The 17159-nt window shown below is 67.8% G+C and carries 18 protein-coding genes; 12 read left to right on the top strand and 6 right to left on the bottom strand.

Going from position 1 to position 17159, the window contains the following annotated elements; genetic code table 11:
* Positions 1-60: 60 nt before the first annotated feature.
* The 6 genes from DTS01S_RS08895 to DTS01S_RS08870 form a co-directional block, all read right to left on the bottom strand.
* Complete coding sequence (locus tag DTS01S_RS08895) at positions 61-1107, bottom strand: ABC transporter permease (protein WP_017404673.1); 1047 nt, start codon at positions 1105-1107, stop codon at positions 61-63.
* Positions 1104-2660: a sugar ABC transporter ATP-binding protein gene (locus DTS01S_RS08890; protein ID WP_061287596.1), complete on the bottom strand. Its 1557-nt coding sequence runs from the start codon at positions 2658-2660 to the stop codon at positions 1104-1106. The genes DTS01S_RS08895 and DTS01S_RS08890 overlap by 4 nt, the downstream gene beginning before the upstream one ends.
* A 20-nt stretch (positions 2661-2680) precedes the next feature.
* A complete protein-coding gene (locus DTS01S_RS08885; protein WP_017404675.1) occupies positions 2681-3601 on the bottom strand; it encodes a substrate-binding domain-containing protein in 921 nt (306 codons plus the stop codon).
* A 34-nt stretch (positions 3602-3635) separates the two neighbouring features.
* Positions 3636-4445: a DeoR family transcriptional regulator gene (locus DTS01S_RS08880; RefSeq protein WP_017404676.1), complete on the bottom strand. Its 810-nt coding sequence runs from the start codon at positions 4443-4445 to the stop codon at positions 3636-3638.
* Between the two features lie 111 nt (positions 4446-4556).
* Complete coding sequence (locus DTS01S_RS08875; protein ID WP_016448076.1) at positions 4557-5288, bottom strand: type 1 glutamine amidotransferase; 732 nt, start codon at positions 5286-5288, stop codon at positions 4557-4559.
* A gap of 150 nt (positions 5289-5438) precedes the next feature.
* Positions 5439-6350: a DMT family transporter gene (locus DTS01S_RS08870; protein WP_017404677.1), complete on the bottom strand. Its 912-nt coding sequence runs from the start codon at positions 6348-6350 to the stop codon at positions 5439-5441.
* Positions 6351-6364: 14 nt separating this feature from the next.
* Between DTS01S_RS08870 and DTS01S_RS08865 the strand changes: the two genes are divergently transcribed.
* The 12 genes from DTS01S_RS08865 (at position 6365) to DTS01S_RS31045 (ending at position 17148) form a co-directional block, all read left to right on the top strand.
* Complete coding sequence (locus DTS01S_RS08865) at positions 6365-6934, top strand: helix-turn-helix domain-containing protein (RefSeq protein WP_026062195.1); 570 nt, start codon at positions 6365-6367, stop codon at positions 6932-6934.
* Positions 6935-7386: 452 nt separating this feature from the next.
* Positions 7387-8208, top strand: coding sequence for a beta-ketoacyl synthase chain length factor (locus DTS01S_RS08860; RefSeq protein ID WP_082774889.1), 822 nt, complete (start codon positions 7387-7389; stop codon positions 8206-8208).
* The gene (locus tag DTS01S_RS08855; protein WP_017406833.1) at positions 8201-8971 is read left to right on the top strand and encodes a lysophospholipid acyltransferase family protein; all 771 of its coding nucleotides are present in this window, start codon (positions 8201-8203) and stop codon (positions 8969-8971) included. The genes DTS01S_RS08860 and DTS01S_RS08855 overlap by 8 nt, the downstream gene beginning before the upstream one ends.
* Positions 8964-9224: a phosphopantetheine-binding protein gene (locus DTS01S_RS08850; RefSeq protein WP_017406832.1), complete on the top strand. Its 261-nt coding sequence runs from the start codon at positions 8964-8966 to the stop codon at positions 9222-9224. The genes DTS01S_RS08855 and DTS01S_RS08850 overlap by 8 nt, the downstream gene beginning before the upstream one ends.
* Positions 9225-9262: 38 nt before the next feature.
* Positions 9263-9523, top strand: coding sequence for an acyl carrier protein (locus tag DTS01S_RS08845; protein ID WP_017406831.1), 261 nt, complete (start codon positions 9263-9265; stop codon positions 9521-9523).
* Positions 9524-9537: 14 nt separating this feature from the next.
* Complete coding sequence (locus DTS01S_RS08840; protein WP_017406830.1) at positions 9538-10089, top strand: COG4648 family protein; 552 nt, start codon at positions 9538-9540, stop codon at positions 10087-10089.
* A 7-nt stretch (positions 10090-10096) separates the two neighbouring features.
* Positions 10097-11863: an AMP-binding protein gene (locus tag DTS01S_RS08835; protein ID WP_017406829.1), complete on the top strand. Its 1767-nt coding sequence runs from the start codon at positions 10097-10099 to the stop codon at positions 11861-11863.
* Complete coding sequence (locus tag DTS01S_RS08830; RefSeq protein WP_017406828.1) at positions 11860-12624, top strand: glycosyltransferase family 2 protein; 765 nt, start codon at positions 11860-11862, stop codon at positions 12622-12624. The genes DTS01S_RS08835 and DTS01S_RS08830 overlap by 4 nt, the downstream gene beginning before the upstream one ends.
* Positions 12621-13598, top strand: a complete 978-nt coding sequence (locus DTS01S_RS08825) for an LpxL/LpxP family acyltransferase (protein ID WP_017406827.1) — start codon at positions 12621-12623, stop codon at positions 13596-13598. Before DTS01S_RS08830 ends, DTS01S_RS08825 begins: the two co-directional genes overlap by 4 nt.
* Before the next feature lie 23 nt (positions 13599-13621).
* A complete protein-coding gene (locus tag DTS01S_RS08820) occupies positions 13622-14062 on the top strand; it encodes an acyl-CoA thioesterase (protein WP_017406826.1) in 441 nt (146 codons plus the stop codon).
* Positions 14059-14763 (top strand): outer membrane lipoprotein carrier protein LolA, encoded by a 705-nt coding sequence (locus DTS01S_RS08815; protein WP_244160557.1) that lies wholly within the window; start codon positions 14059-14061, stop codon positions 14761-14763. Before DTS01S_RS08820 ends, DTS01S_RS08815 begins: the two co-directional genes overlap by 4 nt.
* Before the next feature lie 9 nt (positions 14764-14772).
* A complete protein-coding gene (locus tag DTS01S_RS31045; RefSeq protein ID WP_074931667.1) occupies positions 14773-17148 on the top strand; it encodes an MMPL family transporter in 2376 nt (791 codons plus the stop codon).
* The last annotated feature ends 11 nt before the right edge of the window (positions 17149-17159 follow it).

Genomic DNA, 17159 nt, shown 5'->3' with positions numbered 1-17159 from the left:
GCTCTCCCTCCCTTTGGAATCAAACCCCGTGCGCCGTTCGCGGCACCGCCGGCCCATGCGTCAGCGCCTGCGCCTGCTGTGCACATCGATGCACACGGCCACCAGAATCACGCTGCCCTTGACGATGAGCTGATAGAAGTAGGGCACGCTCATCAGGTTCATGCCGTTGTTGATGACGCCGATCATCAGTGCGCCGATGAGCGTGCCGACGATGGAGCCGTGGCCTCCGGCCAGGCGCGTGCCGCCCAGCACGGCGGCGGCAATGGCGTCCAGCTCCCAGCCCATGGCCGCGTTGGGCTGGGCCGAGTACAGGCGCGAGGTGAGCAGCAGGCCGCCCACGGCCGCCATCAGCCCCGACAGCATGAAGATGGCGATCTTCAGCCGCCCCACGCGTATGCCTGCATAGATGGCCGCCTCGGCATTGCCGCCTGCCAGATAGGTCTTGCGGCCGAAGACGGTACGGGCCAGCACGAAGTGGTTGGCGGCCAGCAGTGCGGCCAGGATCCAGATGGGCACGGGCATGCCCAGCCATTCGCCGTTGCCGATCCACAGAAAGGCCTCGTTGTCCACCGGCGCCGGCATGCCGCCCGAGACGATATAGGCCAGCCCCCGGAAGATGCCCATGGTCGCCACCGTCACGATGAAGGACGGCAGATGCAGCAGCGCCGACAGCGAGCCGTTGACCGCGCCCAGCAGCAGGCCGCACAGCAGCACGGCGGGCAGCACCAGGGCGGGCGCCAGGCCCTGGCCCAGCATCAGGCCGGCCACGCTGCCTGCCAGGGCGACCACCGATCCCACCGAGAGATCGATCTCGCCCAGCAGCAGCACATAGGTCATGCCGAAGGCCACGATGGCGATGATGGACACCTGCAGCAGCACGTTGCGCAGGTTGCCGCCCGTCAGAAAGGCCGGCGACAGCAGGGAGAACAGCAGCACCAGGGCGGCCAGGCCCATGAGGGTGCCGGCGTGGCGCCGCAGCGATCGCCAGCCACCTCGCAAGCCGTCTCGCCATGTTTCCTGGCGGTTCGGGATGCTTTCGGCGGCGTCGGAAGCGTTGGAGGCCTTGGAGTAGTCAGATGCGGTGATGCTCAGTTCGGAAGGGGTCATGGCAGTCCTGCTCCGGTGGCGTGCGCCATCACGGTCTCCTGGCGCAGATGGAGGGTGTCCATGCTCTGGACCAGGCGCTTGTTGCGCATGACCAGCAGCCGGTCGCTCAGGGCCAGTGCCTCGGGCAGCTCCGACGACACCAGGATGACGGCGGTGCCGGCCGCTGCCAGCTCGCGGATCAGGGCGTAGATCTCGAACTTCGCGCCCACGTCCACGCCGCGCGTGGGCTCGTCCAGCACCAGCAGCCGGGGCCGCATGGCCAGCCATTTGGCGAACACGATCTTTTGCTGGTTGCCGCCCGACAGCTGGCGCACGGGCTGGTGCAGGCCGGCAACGCGTATCTTCAGCCGCTGCACGCAGGCGCGGGCCAGCGATTGCTCGGCGGCCTCGTCGGTGAGCAGTGCGCCGCCGCGCCCGCTGTGCACCTGCACCATGCAGATGTTGTGCTGCACGGACTGGTCCAGCACCAGGCCTTGCTCCTTGCGGTTCTCGGTCACGAAGGCCATGCCCTGGCCAATGGCGTCGGCCGGCGAGCGCAGGCGCAGCGGCCGGCCGTGCATGAGGATGCTGCCCGTGCAGCGGTGCATGCCGAACAGCGCATCCATGACATCGGACCGGCCCGAGCCCACCAGCCCGAAGAAGCCCACGATCTCGCCCGCGTGGACCTCGAAGTCAATGCCTTCGAAGCGCCCGGCCAGGCCCAGGCCGCGCACCTGGAGCAGGGCGCGCGTGCTGCGGTCAGGGGCGGGGCCGCGCGGCGGATAGATGTCCTGCATCTGGCGTCCGACCATGAGCGCGATCAGCGCCCCGATGTCGGTCTCGTCCCGCGCCAGGGTGCAAATGGAGCTGCCATCGCGCATGACGGTGATCTCGTCCGAGATGCGCATGATCTCGTCCATGCGGTGCGAGACATAGATGATGGCGCGCCCCTCGGCCTTGAGGCGGGCGATGAGGGTGAAGAGAATCTGCGCCTCGCTGTCGCTGAGCGAGGACGTGGGCTCGTCCATGATGACGATGCGCGCGGGCTGGCACAGCGCCTTGGCGATCTCCACCAGTTGGCGCTGGGCCAGCGACAGTTCGGCCACCTGCGCGTTGGGGTCCAGGTCCATGCCCAGTCGGGCCAGTAGCGCGGCGGCGTCGCGGCGCAGTGCGCGGCGGTCCACGCAGCCGGCCCGCTGCGGGAGGCGCGCGGCAAACAGGTTGTCCGCCACGCTGAGGTTGGGCGCCAGGCTCAGCTCCTGGTGAACGATGGCGATGCCGTGGCGCTGCGCATCGGCGGGGCTGGCCAGCTCGGTGCCGGTGCCCTCGATCAGCAGCTGGCCGCCATCGGGCCGGTGTACGCCGGCCAGGATCTTGAGCAGGGTGGATTTGCCGGCCCCGTTCTCGCCCAGCAGCGTGTGCACCGTGCCTGCGCGCAGGCGGAAGGAAACGCCTTTGAGCGCCTGCACGGCGCCGAAGGATTTGGCCAGCGCCCGGGCTTCGAGCATGGGGGGCGGCGCAACGGCGTCGAGCATGGCACGGCCTGGGTGGCTGTGTGCAGTGGGGCCTGGCATGGCGAGCTCCGCAGGTCCATTTACCTGGTGGCAGCCGTGTACACGCCGGGCGGCACGGGGTGGAATTTTTCCACCGGCTTGCCCTGCAGCAGCTGCGCGGCAATGGCCACGGCTTGCAGTCCCAGCTGGTCGGGGTACTGGCGGATCACGCCCACGAAGGCCGGCTCCCGGTCCACGGCCGCGCGCGCCTCGGCCATGCCGTCAAAGCCCACGATCTTCACCTGCTCCAGCTTTCTGGCAGCCTTGACGCTGGCCAGCGCGGCCAGGGCCGCATCGTCGCCAAAACCGAAGATGCCTGCCAGGTCGGGGTGGGCCTGCAGCATGTTCTGCGATGCGGACAGGGCCTCGGCGCGTGTGATGCCGGGTTGTACCGAGACGATCTTCATGCCGGGGAAGGCCGCGATGGCCGACTTGAAGCCCTCCACGCGATCGACCACGGACTGTATGGACGGGTAGTGCAGCACCCCGATCTGGCCCTTGCCACCCGTGGCGCGGGCCATGAGCTGGCCGGCGAGCACGCCGCCGGCGCGGTTGTCGGTGGCCACGTGCGAGGCCACTTCCACCCCGCTGGCCGCAATGTCCACGGTGATCACGGGTATGCGGGCGGCGGCGGCCTTGAGCACGGCGGCCTTGACGCCGCGTGAATCCACGGGCGACAGGATGATGGCATCGACCTTCTTGCTGACGAAGTCCTCCACATCGGAGATCTGCTTGCCCAGGTCCTGGTTGGCAATGCTCAGGTCCAGCTTCAGCCCCTGCCGCGCGGCTTCCTGCTGCATGGCCTGGGCCAGCTCCAGGTAGAACGGGTGCTGCTGCGTGAGCAGGGACACACCGATGGTGCGCGCGGGGCCGGGGCCCGGCTGTGCAAGCGCCGGGCTGGCCGGCAGGCCGAATGTGAATGCGCCGGCCAGCATGCGCCGGAGAAACGTGTTGCGGTCCATGGCGGTCTCCCTCCCTCTGTCGTTGTGGAAAAACTCAGCTTCTGGCGAACTCGATGCGGCCCTCGGCCTTGTGGGTGGCCTGCAGCCGGTGGTGTGCCAGCAGATCGAAGGCGCCGGGCTCCATGTCCTGGTGTGCGCACAGGCCGTCGAGTTGAGCGATGTCGCAGACCGGGTGTCCGCCCGAGGTGCTGTCCAGATCCAGTGCCAGCGCCACGGCCTTGGCGCTGTGCTCCACGGCTGCCGCGTACAGCCGTGCGGCGCCCGGGTCGCGGCACAGCAGGCGGTTGCGCTCGTCGATGCCACAGATCTCGAAAAGGCAGATGTCCAGCGGCCGGCCGCGCAGGCCCGTTTCAGCGCCGGGGCCGATGAGGCAGGGCTCGTCGCCGGCCAGCGAGCCGCCCGTGACGTGGATGGCGCAATCGAGAAACTGACGTGCCGTCGCCACCATGGACAGGTCGTGCAGCGTCAGCGCAATGCCCTGGCGGCTGGCCAGCAGCGGCAGCACGCGGTGGGTGATGCGTCCGCTGCCCAGGAAGACCGAGGCGTCGTCCTCGATCCAGCCCAGGGCGCCCTGGGCCACCTGGGCCTGTGCCGGGCCTTGTGCGGCGGCGTGGGCGCCAGGCAGCTCGGCCGCCGTCTTGAGCAGGGCCGGGTTGTAGCGCGCCTTGCCGAAGGCGCGCACCACATAGCCCTGCTGCTCCAGGTAGTGCAGGTCGTTGCGGATGGTGACGGTGGAGACGCCGAAGAGCACGCTCAGCGCCTCGACCCGCACCTCGTCGGTCTTGCGCGCCAGCTCCACGATCTGCAGCCTGCGCTTGAGTGAACTGTTGCCTTGTTCCTGCATGGATTCTTTCGATTCGAAAGTTTTCTATTTCGTATCGAAAGTTTCCCTGCACGCAAAAGCTGCGTCAAGCGCACCCAGGGTATTCACCAGGGATTGCCTGGCCTGGAAGGTTTACCGGCTGGCCGCGCTCAGGGGCACGACCACGGGCCGCTGCAGCTGTGACGTCCAGGCCCGGTAGGTGCGGTGGGCCAGGGCGTGCAGCACGGGAATGCGCAGGTCCAGGTGGCGCAGGATCTCGCTCTCGGTCTGCGCCGCGGGGCCGCGTGCGCGCAGCAGCTCGTCATGGCCTTCGGCGCACCAGGCAGCCACGCTGGCGGCGGTCACTTCCATGTGGCCCTGGAAGGCCCAGTGCCGGCCATGTCGAAAACCCTTGTTCAGGCAATGGCTGCCGTACATGGTGCGCACGGCGCCGCGCGGGATCTCGAAGGTGTCGTAGTGCCAATGGAAGATCGTGGCCTCGCGCGGCAGGTCCATGAGCTGCTGGGCGGCGGCCGTCACCCAGATGCGGCTCCAGCCAATGTTGGGGCAGGGGTTGCGCCAGACCCTGGCGCCCATGGCGCGCGCCAGCATCTGTGCGCCGAAGCAGTGGCCGAGCACGGGAACGTCATGCCGCAGCGCGTCGGCCAGCAGGGACTGTTCATCCTCCATCCAAGGCAGGCCCTCGTTGACGCAATGGTTGCTGCCCAGCACCACGATGCCGCTGTAGTCGGCGGCATGCACAGGGGCTCTTCCATCGAGGGCGGGCTGCAACATTCGGTAGGGAATGCACTGCTGCTCCAGGTGTTCACGCAGAACGCCGGGGCCCTGGGTGGATTCGTGCTGGAGGATGGCGACAGGTCTCATGGCGGCGCGGCTTCATCGGGAAGCCATTTGTTGTGAGGCCTTGACTCTAGGGACGGCTGCCTCAAGGGCGGATTGTGTTTGCGCACAACGCCATCAAGGTCGCATCAAGGCAGCACCGGGACAGCACCACGGATGTCGCCCCCGTCCCTCTCAAGCCGTGGATGCTCCAGCCTTGCGCCGGCTCCATTTCAGCTCGCTGACCAGCACCCCGCCCACGATCAGCACTGCCCCCAGGATGGCCAGCCCCGGCAGCCGGTCGCCTGCCATGCGCCCCACGATGCCGGCCCAGACCGGCTCGCTGGCATAGATCACGGTGGCGCGCGTGGGCGACAGGGACTTCTGGGCCCAGTTCATGGTCAGCTGGATCAGGATGCTGGCGCAGGCCATGGCCACGGCGGCCGTCAGCCAGATCCACGAGAAATCCGGCACCGACTCGCCAGCCACGGGCATGGCCAGCAGCGCCATGGTGCCGGCCGCCAGCAACTGCACCGTGGTCACGCGCCGCGCATCGACCTTGCCCGCGAAATGCCCGATCAGGAGCACCTCGGCCGCAATCGCCAGCGTGCTCAGCATGGTCGCCATCTCGCCCACGTTCAACTCCATTCCCCCGGACTCGGGCCCCGCCACCAGCATCAGGCCCGTGAAGGCCAGGCCGATGCCTATCCAGCTCATCAATCGCGGCGGCTTGCCCATCACCAGCCATTGCAGCAGGGGCACGATGGGCACATACAAGGCGGTCAGAAACGCCGACTTGCTGCTGCTGATGGTCTGCAGGCCGAAGGTCTGCAGGCCATAGCCCAGAAAGATGCTGGCGCCGATGGCCGTGCCTGCGACCAGCTCGGTGCGCGTGAGCCCGGCCATGACCTTGCGGAACACCAGCAGCCCGATCAGACCCGCCGTGACGAAGCGCAGGCCCACAAAGAACAGCGGCCCGCTGTGCTGCATGGCCAGATGGACCACGAGAAAAGTGCCGCCCCAGACCATGGTGACGGCGATCAGGGCCAGCTCCTGCCGGCTGAGCAGCGGCGTGCGCGAACTGTGAGAAGATGACGTGTGCAACATATTGCGCAGATCATATGAGAAATATATTGCACAGCGCTGGCGAGCGCTCCGATGTCCTGGCTTTCGTCAGCGAAAACCTGCGCCGCCTGCGCCAGCGCGCGGGACTGAGCCAGGCGGCCCTGGCCGAGGCCGCAGGCCTGAGCCGGCGCATGGTCGTGCAGCTGGAAGGCGGCGACACCAATATCAGCCTGTCCAGCCTGGATCGGCTGGCCGATGCGCTGGGCGCCAGCTTCATAGAAATCGTCAGCGACCCGGCCGCGCAGCGCCTGCGCATGGACGCCATGGCCTGGCGCGGCACCCGGCCCGAAAGCCAGGCCATGCTGCTGGGCAGCGTGCCCGCCACGCGCGAGGCCCAGCTGTGGTCCTGGTCCCTGGGCCCCGGCGAACGCTACCAGGCCGAACCCGACCCGGAAGGCTGGCACGAGATGATCGTCGTGGTCGAAGGCCGCCTGCTGGTGGACCTGAGCGAAGGCCCCATGACCATCGAGGCCGGCGACTACGCCATCTACGGCAGCGCCCAGGACTACGCCTACGTGAACCTGCACGAAGGCGTGACGCGGTTCATTCGGAATGTGATTTCCTGAGGGGGGAGCCTTCTCCTCCCGGTCCATGCTCGCTCCAGCCCGGCCGGCTTCGGCCCGTGCGCTGCGCGCGCCAGCCGTATTGGCGGGTACCTAGAACAGGGGAGGCCGGCCCTTGTTGCACTGCGTACGCCCCACGGGCGACGGAGCCCCTTTCTGGTCGGGCACAAGCGCCTGCAGCGTGCCCACCTGCGTGGCCGACGGCTGGACGGCCATATCGGCATTGGCCGTGGGCGTGCCGCACTGGCGCCGCGCCGCAGCTCAGGAGCAGCCGGCGCATTGGGCAGGAGAGCCGTCGGCCACGATGCCGTCGTACCCATGGGACCGACGCTGCGCCCGCTGTCGCCAGTAGCACTTAAGTAACAGATGTTGAAAATAGATGCTATTGAATTTTTTGTTTCAATAGTTAAGATGCATCGGTTTTTTGTCAGAACAACGGCCGGTAGCGATCGGGCGTGAAATTCAAACATCGGCATCAGAGGGAGATTTGCGTGCGCCACGTTTTTGCGATTCGGGCGTGGTCGGCGCTCGCGCCTGGACTGCAGGAGCCTGCCCAGTGGCGGCAGTGGGCACGTCAACCCATCCTGCCGCAAGGGCAGGTGCATCCGGATCTTGCCCATGTTTCACCCATCGTCCGCAGGCGCTTCGGGCGATTGGCGCGATGCGTAGTCATCCCTGCCGACGCCGTTCTGGCGCAGGCTGCAGTGGCCGATTTGCCCGTGGTCTGGGCTTCGCGCTACGGCGATGCCGAAAAGTCCCTTGACTTGCTGCAAACGCAGGCCCTGGGGCAGGCTTTGTCTCCCACGGCATTCGGCCTGGCGGTGCATAACGGCATTGGCGCCCAGCATTCCATTTTGCGAGGCATGCGTGCCAATGCCTTGTGCGTGGCGTCCACCGATTGCGCGCCGGAAGCGGGCATGGTCGAAGCATTGGGCTTGCTGCACGAAGGCGCGCCGCAAGTCATGCTGGTCTGCTATGACGCGCCACTGCCTGCTCCGTATGACGGCTTCCACACAGAGCCCCAGGTGGTATTCGCCTGGGCGGTCTTGGTGCAATGGGCAGTACCCGGGGAGTCCGGTTTCCAGTTGAGCAGGCAGCCCGGCATGGACGCCGCGCAGCCGGAACCGGACCACGCGCCGCATTTGCAGCATTTACCGCACGGGTTGCAGGTGTTGCAGTTTCTGTTGCACGACGGCCAGGCATCCCTGACAGGCCCGCAGCGCCCGGTACGGCGCCGTGGCGCAGGTACATGGCGATGGGAGCGCGCTCATGGCTGAGTGGCTCAATCGTCAGTGGCGCCTGGCGGCCACCGGCCTGTGCTTTGCCGTGTTCGGCCTGGGTGGGCTGGTGGTGCGCTGCGTGGTCTATCCGGCCTTGCTGCTGACCGTGCGCCAGCCGCAGTCGCGCCAGTGGGCGGCCCAGTCGGTGATCCATCACAGCCTGCGCTGGTTCGTGGCCCTGATGGCGGGTGTCGGCGTTCTGTCCTATGAAGTGCACGGCCGTGAACGTCTGCAGCGGCGCGGCCTGCTGATTCTTGCCAATCACCCATCGCTGATCGACGTGGTATTCCTGATCTCCTTCGTTCGCCATGCCGATTGCATCGTCAAGGCGGCGCTGGCAGGCAACCCTTTCACGCGCGGCCCCATCCGGGCGGCCGGCTTCATTGCCAACAGCCGTGGCGAGGGCCTGCTGCAGGACTGCCTGCGCTCGCTGGCATCAGGCAACAACCTGATCATCTTTCCCGAAGGCACGCGAACACCGCTGCACGGCAAAGTCCGGCTGCAGCGCGGCGCGGCCCATGTGGCGGTCAGAGGCCGCATCGATATCACGCCGGTGCACATCCATTGCAGCCTGCCCATGCTGACCAAGGGCGCGCCGTGGTGGCAGGTGCCGCCGCGCAAGCCCCACTTTTTCATCGAAGTTCGTGACGACATCGGTATCGAGGCCTTTTGCCAAGGGGCGGCCAGCGACTCCGTGGCGGCCCGACATGTCACGGACCACCTGTCCGCACAACTATTCAAGGAACCGTCCCGTGCCTGAGCTTGAGCAAGAAATCAAAGAACTCATCATCGAGTCCCTGGCGCTGGAGGACATCACGCCGCAGCAGATCGATGCGGGCGAGCCCCTGTTTGTCGAGGGCCTGGGGCTGGACTCCATCGATGCGCTGGAGCTGGGCCTGGCGCTGCAAAAGCGTTTCGGCGTGAGCCTGTCCGGGGACTCGGAACAGACGCGCCAGCATTTCCGCAGCGTCCAGGCGCTTGCCGCCTTCGTGGCGGCCCATCGCACGCACTGAGTGCGGCCCTCCGCGCAGACCGCAGCAAAGACATTTTCATGAACAAAGAAACCATCTACGAACGCATCGTCGAAATCCTGACGGAAACCTTCGATATCGAGGCGGAGCGCATCACGCCCGAAGCCCGTCTCCATGACGACCTGGACATCGACAGCATTGATGCCGTGGATCTGATCGTCCAACTGAAGCCTCTGGTCGGCAGGCGGCTCAATGCCGAAGCCTTCAAGTCGGTGCGCACTATCCAGGACGTGGTGGATGCGCTGCATCAGCTGATGCAAGAAGACAGCGCCGTCGCCTGAGGAACACGCCTGCCATGCGCAAAACCGCGACAGGCCTTGTGCTGCTGGCCACGGTGCTCTATCCGCTGGCCGTCTATGCCGCGCTGGGACGTGTGGCTGCGCACTGGATTGCTGCCGCATTGGTGGCGCTGGCGCTGGCGCGTGCCTGCAGCAGCTGCGAAGGATTTTGGTGGGTGGTCGCTGCGGGGGCGGCGGCGCTGTCTGCCGTCTCGTGGTGGCAGGGCAATGGCCTGGCGCTCAAGTTCTATCCGGTGCTGGTCAATGCCGTGCTGCTGGCCGGCTTTGGTTGGAGCCTGTGGTTTCCGCCGTCGGTGGTGGAGCGCCTGGCCCGGCTGCGGCAGCCTGATCTGCCTGCGCCGGCCGTGCGCTACACCGCCCGGGTGACGGCCGTTTGGTGCGTCTTCTTTGTCTGCAATGGCGCAGTGGCGGCCGGTACGGCTCTGTATGGCAGCGACGAGGCCTGGGCCTTGTACAACGGTTTGATCGCCTATGGGGCCATGGGGCTGCTGATGGCGGTGGAGTGGCTGGTGCGCCAGCGTGTGCGCAGGCGCCATGGACATGTGTGAGGCAAGGATGACGGCCACAAAGAGCGAACAAGGTCTGGCACTGGCATGGGTGGCATTGGCGCAGGTGGCACTGCCGCAGTCCAGGGACGCAGGGCATGTGGTGGCAAGGCCGCAGGATGCGGCGGTCACGCACGCGCAATGGGTCGATGCTGTCCGGGCGTGGTGCGCGGCCTTCCAGCGTGTGCAAGGGGCGGAAGTGGCCTTGTACTGCGGCAATCCGCTGACCTTTGCCGCTGCGCTATGGGGTGCATGGCACGCGGGCAAGACGCCGGTGCTGGCCAGTGACCTGCATGCGCACACGCTGTCGGCGCTGCTGCCCCAGGTGGCGGCCTGCGCGGGCGAGTTGCCCCAGGCCCTGGTGCCTGATGCCGCTGGCGCGGACGGCGTGGTACTACAGCCCCTGGACATGCAAAAGGCGCGCGTCGTGCTGTTCACGTCCGGCTCCACGGGGGTGCCCGAGCGCATTGAAAAGCGGCTGTCGCAGCTGGATGCCGAAGTGCAGGCCCTGCAGGCCGTGTTCGGTGTCGGCATGGCGCAGGGGCCGCACGTGCAGGTGCTCTCCACCGTCGCGCACCATCACATCTACGGCCTGCTGTTCCGCATTCTGTGGCCGCTGGCGGCTGGCCGCGCCATGGGCACGCATCTGGCGCACTATCCCGAGGATCTGGTGCAGCCACTGCAGCAGGCGCCGCGCAGCCTGCTGGTATCGAGCCCCGCCATGCTCGGCCGCTTGCCGGCGCACCTGGACTGGTCGCAGGCGATGGAGCGGCTGGGCGGCGTGTTTTCCTCCGGCGGCCCACTGGCCGAGAGCGCCGCGCAGCACGCGCTGCAACTGCTGGGCCATTCGCCCACCGAAGTCTTCGGCAGCTCTGAAACGGGCGGTATCGCCTGGCGCCGCCGCGCAGAACACGGCGAATCCTGGCAGGCCCTGCCTGGCGTGGAGCTGCGCCTGTCGGACAGCGGGCTTCTTGCCGTGCGCTCGCGCCATCTGCCTGATGCGCAGCTTTGGTGGGAGACGGCCGACCGTGCCTTGCCCGGCACCGACGGCCTGGGCTTCGTGCTGCAGGGGCGTGCAGACCGCATTGTGAAGATTGCCGAAAAAAGGGTGTCTCTGACCGCCATGGAGCGTGTTCTGGAAACCCATGGTGGAGTCCGGCAGGCCAGGGCTGTGGTGCTGGAGCAGCCGCCCGGCGCCAGCGGCATCGCTGGCGGCGCGCCGCAGCGCGTGGGCATGGTGGTGGAGCTGTGCGAAGCGGGCTGGCAGGCGTTGCAGCAGCAGGGCCGTCGCGGCATGGGTCAGGCGCTGCGCTCGCTGCTGCAACCCTGCGTGGACCGCGTGGCCTTGCCGCGCCACTGGCGTTATGTGGAGCGCATGCCCATGAATGCGCAGGGAAAGACCACGCATCACAGCCTGCTGACCTTGTTCAATCCCGTGATTCCCGTGCCGGCATGGCAGGAACGCAGCGCGCAGCGCGCCACGGCGCAATTGCTGGTGCAGCCCCGGCTGCGCGTGCTGGAGGGGCATTTTCCCGAGGCATCCCTGGTGCCCGGCGTGGCGCAACTGCATTGGGTGGTGAGCCTGGCGACCCAGGCCTTCGGCCTGGAGCACGGATTTGCCGACGCGCAACTGCTCAAGTTCCAGCAGCCCATCCTGCCCGGCGATACGGTGCAGATGCAGCTGCAGTGGCAGCCCGAGAAAGGCTGGCTGCAGTTCGAGTTGAGTTCCGCGCGGGGCGTGCATGCCACTGGCCGCCTGCTGGAGCGCAGGCCATGACGGCACCTGGCTTTCGTCCCACGGCCCTGATCCCCGTCTACAACCACCCCGACACGGTGGGCGTGATGGTCCGAGGCTGCCTGCACGCCGGCCTGCCGTGCCTGCTGGTGGACGACGGCTCGGAGCCGCGCTGCGCCGCCGTGCTGGATGCGCTGGCAGCGCAGCACGCAGGGCAGGTCCAGGTGCTGCGCCTGGCAAGCAACCAGGGCAAGGGCGCCGCCGTGATGGCCGGCCTGCGCGCCGCGCTGGCCCAGGGCTGCACGCATGCGCTGCAGATCGATGCCGATGGCCAGCACGCCGTCAGTGACATTCCCGCCTTCCTGGCGCTGGCCCGTGCCCACCCGGGGAGCATGGTCTGCGGGGCACCCGCCTATGACGCCAGCGTGCCCAAGGCGCGTCTTTATGGCCGGTACCTCACCCATGTGTGGGTGTGGATCAACACCTTGTCGTTGGACATTCGCGATTCCATGTGCGGCTACCGCGTGTATCCGCTGAAGACCACGGTGGCGGTGCTGGACCGCTCCCGCATGGGGCGGCGCATGGAATTCGACACCGAGGTGCTGGTGCACCTGCACTGGCGCGGCGTGGCCTTCGTGACCTTGCCCACGCCCGTGACCTATCCCGCCGATGGGCTGTCGCACTTCAGGGTCTGGGGCGACAACCTTCGGATCTCCGGCATGCACGCGCGCCTGTTCGGCGGCATGCTGCTGCGCAGCCCGCAACTGTTGGCGCGCCGACTGCGAACGCGGGGGGCGTCATGAGCGGGCCTTCCACACGCAGCCCGCACCACTGGGCGCAGATCGGTGAAAGCACCTGCGTGGGCGGCATGTGGCTGCTCTACCAGCTTCACCGCTGGCTGGGCCGCTGGCCCTTTCTGCTGTGCCTGTATCCGGTCGTCGGCTACTACTGGCTCACGCGCCCGGTGGCGCGGCGCGCTTCCCTGCAGTACCTGCAGCGCCTGCAACAGGCGCATGGCCTGTGGCCGCGCGGGCCGGGCTGGGTGCACGGCCTGCGGCACTTTGGTGTCTTTGCCCAGGTGATCCTGGACAAGCTGCTTGCCGTAACGAACAGCTACCGCACCGAGCACGTGCGTTTGGAGGGGCAACAGCCCTTGCTGGACCTGATGGCCCGCGGGCAGGGGGCCGTGCTGGTGACCGCACACATGGGCTGCATCGAGCTGTGCCAGGCCCTGGCCCGGCAATGCCCTGGCCTGCAACTGACCATCCTGGTGCATACCCGGCATGCCGAGCGCTTCAACCGCCTGCTGCGCCGCATGGCGCCGGACAGCGGGGTGCAGCTGCTGCAGGTCTTGGACTTCAACATGGCCACCGCCATGGCACTGGCCGACCGCGTGGCGCGCGGGGAGTTCATCGCCATTGCCGGTGACCGCGTTCCTGTGCATGAGAGCAAGACCACGCAGGCCCTGTTTCTGGGCCATGAGGCCGCCTTCCCTTGCGGGCCCTACATCCTGTCTGCCCTGCTCAAGTGCCCGCTGTATTTCATGGGCTGCGTGCATGAGGGACGGGGCTATGCCGTCGAGTTCGTGCCGCTTGCCGCCCAGGTTGAACTGCCGCGCGCGCGGCGCGCGCAGGCGCTGGCCGGCTATGCCCGGCTCTATGCCCGGCAGCTTGAACGCCTGCTGTGCAAGGCGCCTTATGACTGGTTCAACTTCTTCCCGTTCTGGGAGCAGGGCATGCCTGCACCTGCACCCACGCATCCTCTCAACCATGGGTAATTTGCCCTTCACGCGGAGCCTTCATGGCCACTGACCAGGAAATCGCCTCGCGCGAGCGGCTGAGCTACGAGATCGAAGTCACGCCGGCGTTCTACGACATCGACGTGATGGAAATCGTCTACCACGGCCACTACGTGCGCTATCTCGAACTGGCTCGCAGCGCCTTGCTGGCCCACTTCGACTACGACTATCCCCGCATGCGCGACTCCGGCTACGGCTGGCCCGTGGTGGACATGCGTCTCAAATACGTGCGCCCGGCGCTGTTCGGACAAAAGCTCCGGATCAAGGCCACCATCACCGAGTGGGAAAACCGCCTGCGCATCGACTACCTGATCAGCGATGCCGCCACGGGCGAGAAAGTGAACACGGCCCACACCACCCAGGTGGCCGTGGACATGCGCACGCGCGAGATGTGCTTTGTCTGCCCTCCCGTGCTGTGGGAACGGCTGGGGGTGCAGCCATGACTGCCCGAGGGACGCGCCTGGCTGCATGGGGCATGGCCTGCGCCCTGGCCTGCACCTTGTCTCTTCCGGCTGCCTTGCAGGCCGCGCCTGCTGCCGGTGTTTCCGGCGTTGGCGACGGTTCCCAGACCGCCCCGGCCTCCCAAGTGTCACAGCAGGCCCTGTTGGCCCAGGTGCGTGAGCGCGTGCAGAGCGCGCCTGTGGTGCGTGGTCAGTTCACGCAGCTCAAGACCGTGCAGGGCTTCAGGCAGCCGCTCAAATCCTCGGGCGACTTCGTCGTGGCACGTGGCAAGGGCATCGCCTGGCAGGTGCGCCAGCCCTTTGCCTCGACGCTGATCGTCAGGCCCGACAGCCTGCTGTCGCGCGGCGCCGATGGCAGCACGGCCGTGCAGATGCGCGCGCAGGACGAGCCCGTGCTGCGCACCATCAATGCCATGCTGTTTGCCGTGGTGTCGGCGGACCTGGCGCAGCTCACCCACTACTTCGATGTCAGCGGCCAGGTGCAGGGTGCCGGCTGGAGGCTCCACCTCGTGCCGCGCGACCCCGTGCTGGCCCAGTGGCTGCAGGCTGTGGACCTGAGCGGCCAGCAGTTTGTGCAGTCCGTGCAATTGCAGGAGGCGCGCGGCGACCGCAGCCAGATCCAGATGGCGAACCCCATTGCCGAGCAGGCGCTGCGTGCGCAGGATGCCGCCCTGTTTGACTGAGCCCGCGCCATGAGCACCAGTCCATCCCCCGCGCACGACACCGGCAGCCAGGACCGTCCCGGCCTTCTGTGGCGTGCAGCCGCATTGGCCTGGCTGCTGGCCGTGCTGGTGGTGGCCGTGCACCAATGGCATTTCTGGCATGGCCAGCGCATGGACACCGATGTGCTGGCACTGCTGCCGGTCAATGAACAGGCGCCCGAGGTGACGCGCGCCACGCAGCAGCTGGCCGACCAGTTGTCGCGCCAGGTCACCGTGCTGCTGGGTACGCCCGACTGGGCCGGCAGCCGACAGGCTGCACAGCAGTTGCGGCAAAGCCTTTCACGTCAGGCGGCCGCGCCGCTGCGCGAACAGGCGCTGGCGCAGCAGGTCTCCATGCAGGCGGCCCTGGATTTCTACCAGCCCTGGCGCCAGTCCCTGCTTACGCCGCAGCAGCGCGACCGGCTGCAGCACACGCCGGGCGAGCTCCTGGTGCAGCAGGTCCTGCAGGACCTGTACCAGCCCGGCCTGCAGGCGCGGTTGACCGACTGGATTCGTGATCCCCTGGGCCTGTGGACCCCCTGGTGGACGGCGCGCGCTGCGCAAAGCCATGCGCGGCCGCGCGACGGCGAGCTGTGGGTGTCCGGGCAGGGGCAGCAATGGGTGCTGCTGCAGTACGCGCTGTCGGGCTCGGCGTTTCGCCTGTCAGGCGAACCCGTGCTGCAGGATGCGCTGCAGCAGGCCCTGGCCGATGTGCGCCGGCAATGGCCCGATGCGCAACTGCTGGTGGCCGGCGTACCGCTGCATGCCGAGGCAGCGGCCACGCAGGCGCATGGCGAGATCAACACCATCGGCTGGGGCTCCCTTGCCGCTGTCCTGTTGCTGGCGTGGCTGGCATTTCGCGCCGTGCGCCCGATGGCCCTGGTGGGCCTGTCCCTGCTGATCGGCACGGCGGTGGCGCTGAGCGTGACGGCGGCCCTGTTCGGCCAGGTGCATTTGCTGACCCTGGTGTTCGGCGCCAGTCTGGTGGGTGTGGCCGAGGACTATGGCATTCACTACTTTGCTGCCCGGCAGGGCGCCTCACGGCGCACGCCGCATGCGCTGATGCGTTCCCTGCTGCCGGCACTGTGGCTGGCGCTGGGCACCAGCGTGATTGCCTATCTGGCACTGGGCGTCGCGGCTTTCCCGGGACTGCGGCAGATGGCCGTTTTCTCCGTGGTGGGACTGGCCGCCGCCATGTTGACCGTGGTCTGCTGGTTCCCCTGGCTGGACCGGGGCCACATGCCCGCCAGCCCCGCTGCACGGCGCATAGGCCTGAGCCTGGTGGCCTGGCCGCGCTGGCGCGCAGCGCTGCCGGGTTCGGTGGTGCTGTGTGCCGCCATGGCGGCCTGGCTGGCGTGGGGTGGGCGCCTGAACATCCAGGACGATGTGCGCCAGCTGCAAAACGGCGCGCCTGCCCTGGTTGCCCAGCAGCGCCAGGCGGGTGACATGCTGGGCCTGCCCAGCCCGGCCCAGTTCTACCTGCTCGACGGGGCCAGCGACCAGGAGCTGCTGCAGCGCGAGGAACTGCTCAAGCAGCGGCTTGATGTGCTGGTGCAGCATGGTCAGCTTGCCGGTTACACGGCTGTGTCCGACTGGGTGCCTTCCGCCCGGCGCCAGAGCGAGGATCTGGCCCTGGTGCGCCGTGTCGAGGACCAGGTGCTGCAAGGGATCAATGCCCAATTGGGCGAGTCTTTCAGTGCGCCTGCCGCCGCACCGGTGCAGCCCCTGACCGTGCAGGCCTGGCTGGAGCAGTCCATCTCCGCGGCGGCCGGCCCGCTGTGGCTGGGCGAGCGCGATGGCCGTTGGCGCAGCATGCTCATGCTGCGCGGCGTGGCCGGTCAGGCCGCACTGCCGGGGCTGGCGCAGGCAGCGCAGGGGCTGGAGGGCGTGGTCTGGGTGGACAAGCCCGCCGAGATCTCCGGCCTGCTGCAGCGCTACCGCCTGTCGATGACGCAACTGCTGGTGCTGGGCCACGGCCTGGTGCTGGCCGCTCTGTGGCTGCGCTTTGGCAGCCAGGCCTGGCGAGCCTGGCTGCCCACCGTGCTGGCCAGCCTGGCGGTGGCGGTGGTCCTGTCCGTCTGGGGCCAGCCCTGGCAGCTTTTCAACGTGCTGGCGCTGATGCTGTTGCTGGGCGTGGGCATCGACTACGGCATCTTCCTGCAGGAGCACGAGGACGATCCCCACGCCTGGCTGGCCGTGGTGATCGGCGCGGCCAGCACCTGGCTGTCATTCGGCCTGCTGGGCCTGTCCCAGACGCCGGCCTTGCGGGCCTTTGGCGTCACGCTGATGCTGGGCCTGCCGCTGGTGCTGGTGCTGGCGCCGCTGTTTCGCGCGCCGCCGCAGGCGCCTGCCGGCACCCCTCTCTGAAAAAGACACCG

Origin of the sequence: Delftia tsuruhatensis NBRC 16741 (assembly GCF_001571325.1) — a bacterium.
Classification (GTDB): domain Bacteria; phylum Pseudomonadota; class Gammaproteobacteria; order Burkholderiales; family Burkholderiaceae_C; genus Comamonas; species Comamonas tsuruhatensis.
Note: the sequence above shows the minus strand (reverse complement) of the source record. Positions and strands in the feature narration are given on the sequence as shown.

What these genes read in the sequence shown, in the direction of transcription:
- DTS01S_RS08895 (WP_017404673.1), bottom strand. Translation starts at nt 1,107, where the DNA reads ATGACCCCTTCCGAACTGAGCATCACCGCATCTGACTACTCCAAGGCC.
- DTS01S_RS08890 (WP_061287596.1), bottom strand. Translation starts at nt 2,660, where the DNA reads ATGCCAGGCCCCACTGCACACAGCCACCCAGGCCGTGCCATGCTCGAC.
- DTS01S_RS08885 (WP_017404675.1), bottom strand. Translation starts at nt 3,601, where the DNA reads ATGGACCGCAACACGTTTCTCCGGCGCATGCTGGCCGGCGCATTCACA.
- DTS01S_RS08880 (WP_017404676.1), bottom strand. Translation starts at nt 4,445, where the DNA reads ATGCAGGAACAAGGCAACAGTTCACTCAAGCGCAGGCTGCAGATCGTG.
- DTS01S_RS08875 (WP_016448076.1), bottom strand. Translation starts at nt 5,288, where the DNA reads ATGAGACCTGTCGCCATCCTCCAGCACGAATCCACCCAGGGCCCCGGC.
- DTS01S_RS08870 (WP_017404677.1), bottom strand. Translation starts at nt 6,350, where the DNA reads ATGTTGCACACGTCATCTTCTCACAGTTCGCGCACGCCGCTGCTCAGC.
- DTS01S_RS08865 (WP_026062195.1), top strand. Translation starts at nt 6,365, where the DNA reads ATGAGAAATATATTGCACAGCGCTGGCGAGCGCTCCGATGTCCTGGCT.
- DTS01S_RS08855 (WP_017406833.1), top strand. Translation starts at nt 8,201, where the DNA reads ATGGCTGAGTGGCTCAATCGTCAGTGGCGCCTGGCGGCCACCGGCCTG.
- DTS01S_RS08845 (WP_017406831.1), top strand. Translation starts at nt 9,263, where the DNA reads ATGAACAAAGAAACCATCTACGAACGCATCGTCGAAATCCTGACGGAA.
- DTS01S_RS08840 (WP_017406830.1), top strand. Translation starts at nt 9,538, where the DNA reads ATGCGCAAAACCGCGACAGGCCTTGTGCTGCTGGCCACGGTGCTCTAT.
- DTS01S_RS08835 (WP_017406829.1), top strand. Translation starts at nt 10,097, where the DNA reads ATGACGGCCACAAAGAGCGAACAAGGTCTGGCACTGGCATGGGTGGCA.
- DTS01S_RS08830 (WP_017406828.1), top strand. Translation starts at nt 11,860, where the DNA reads ATGACGGCACCTGGCTTTCGTCCCACGGCCCTGATCCCCGTCTACAAC.
- DTS01S_RS08825 (WP_017406827.1), top strand. Translation starts at nt 12,621, where the DNA reads ATGAGCGGGCCTTCCACACGCAGCCCGCACCACTGGGCGCAGATCGGT.
- DTS01S_RS08820 (WP_017406826.1), top strand. Translation starts at nt 13,622, where the DNA reads ATGGCCACTGACCAGGAAATCGCCTCGCGCGAGCGGCTGAGCTACGAG.
- DTS01S_RS08815 (WP_244160557.1), top strand. Translation starts at nt 14,059, where the DNA reads ATGACTGCCCGAGGGACGCGCCTGGCTGCATGGGGCATGGCCTGCGCC.
- DTS01S_RS31045 (WP_074931667.1), top strand. Translation starts at nt 14,773, where the DNA reads ATGAGCACCAGTCCATCCCCCGCGCACGACACCGGCAGCCAGGACCGT.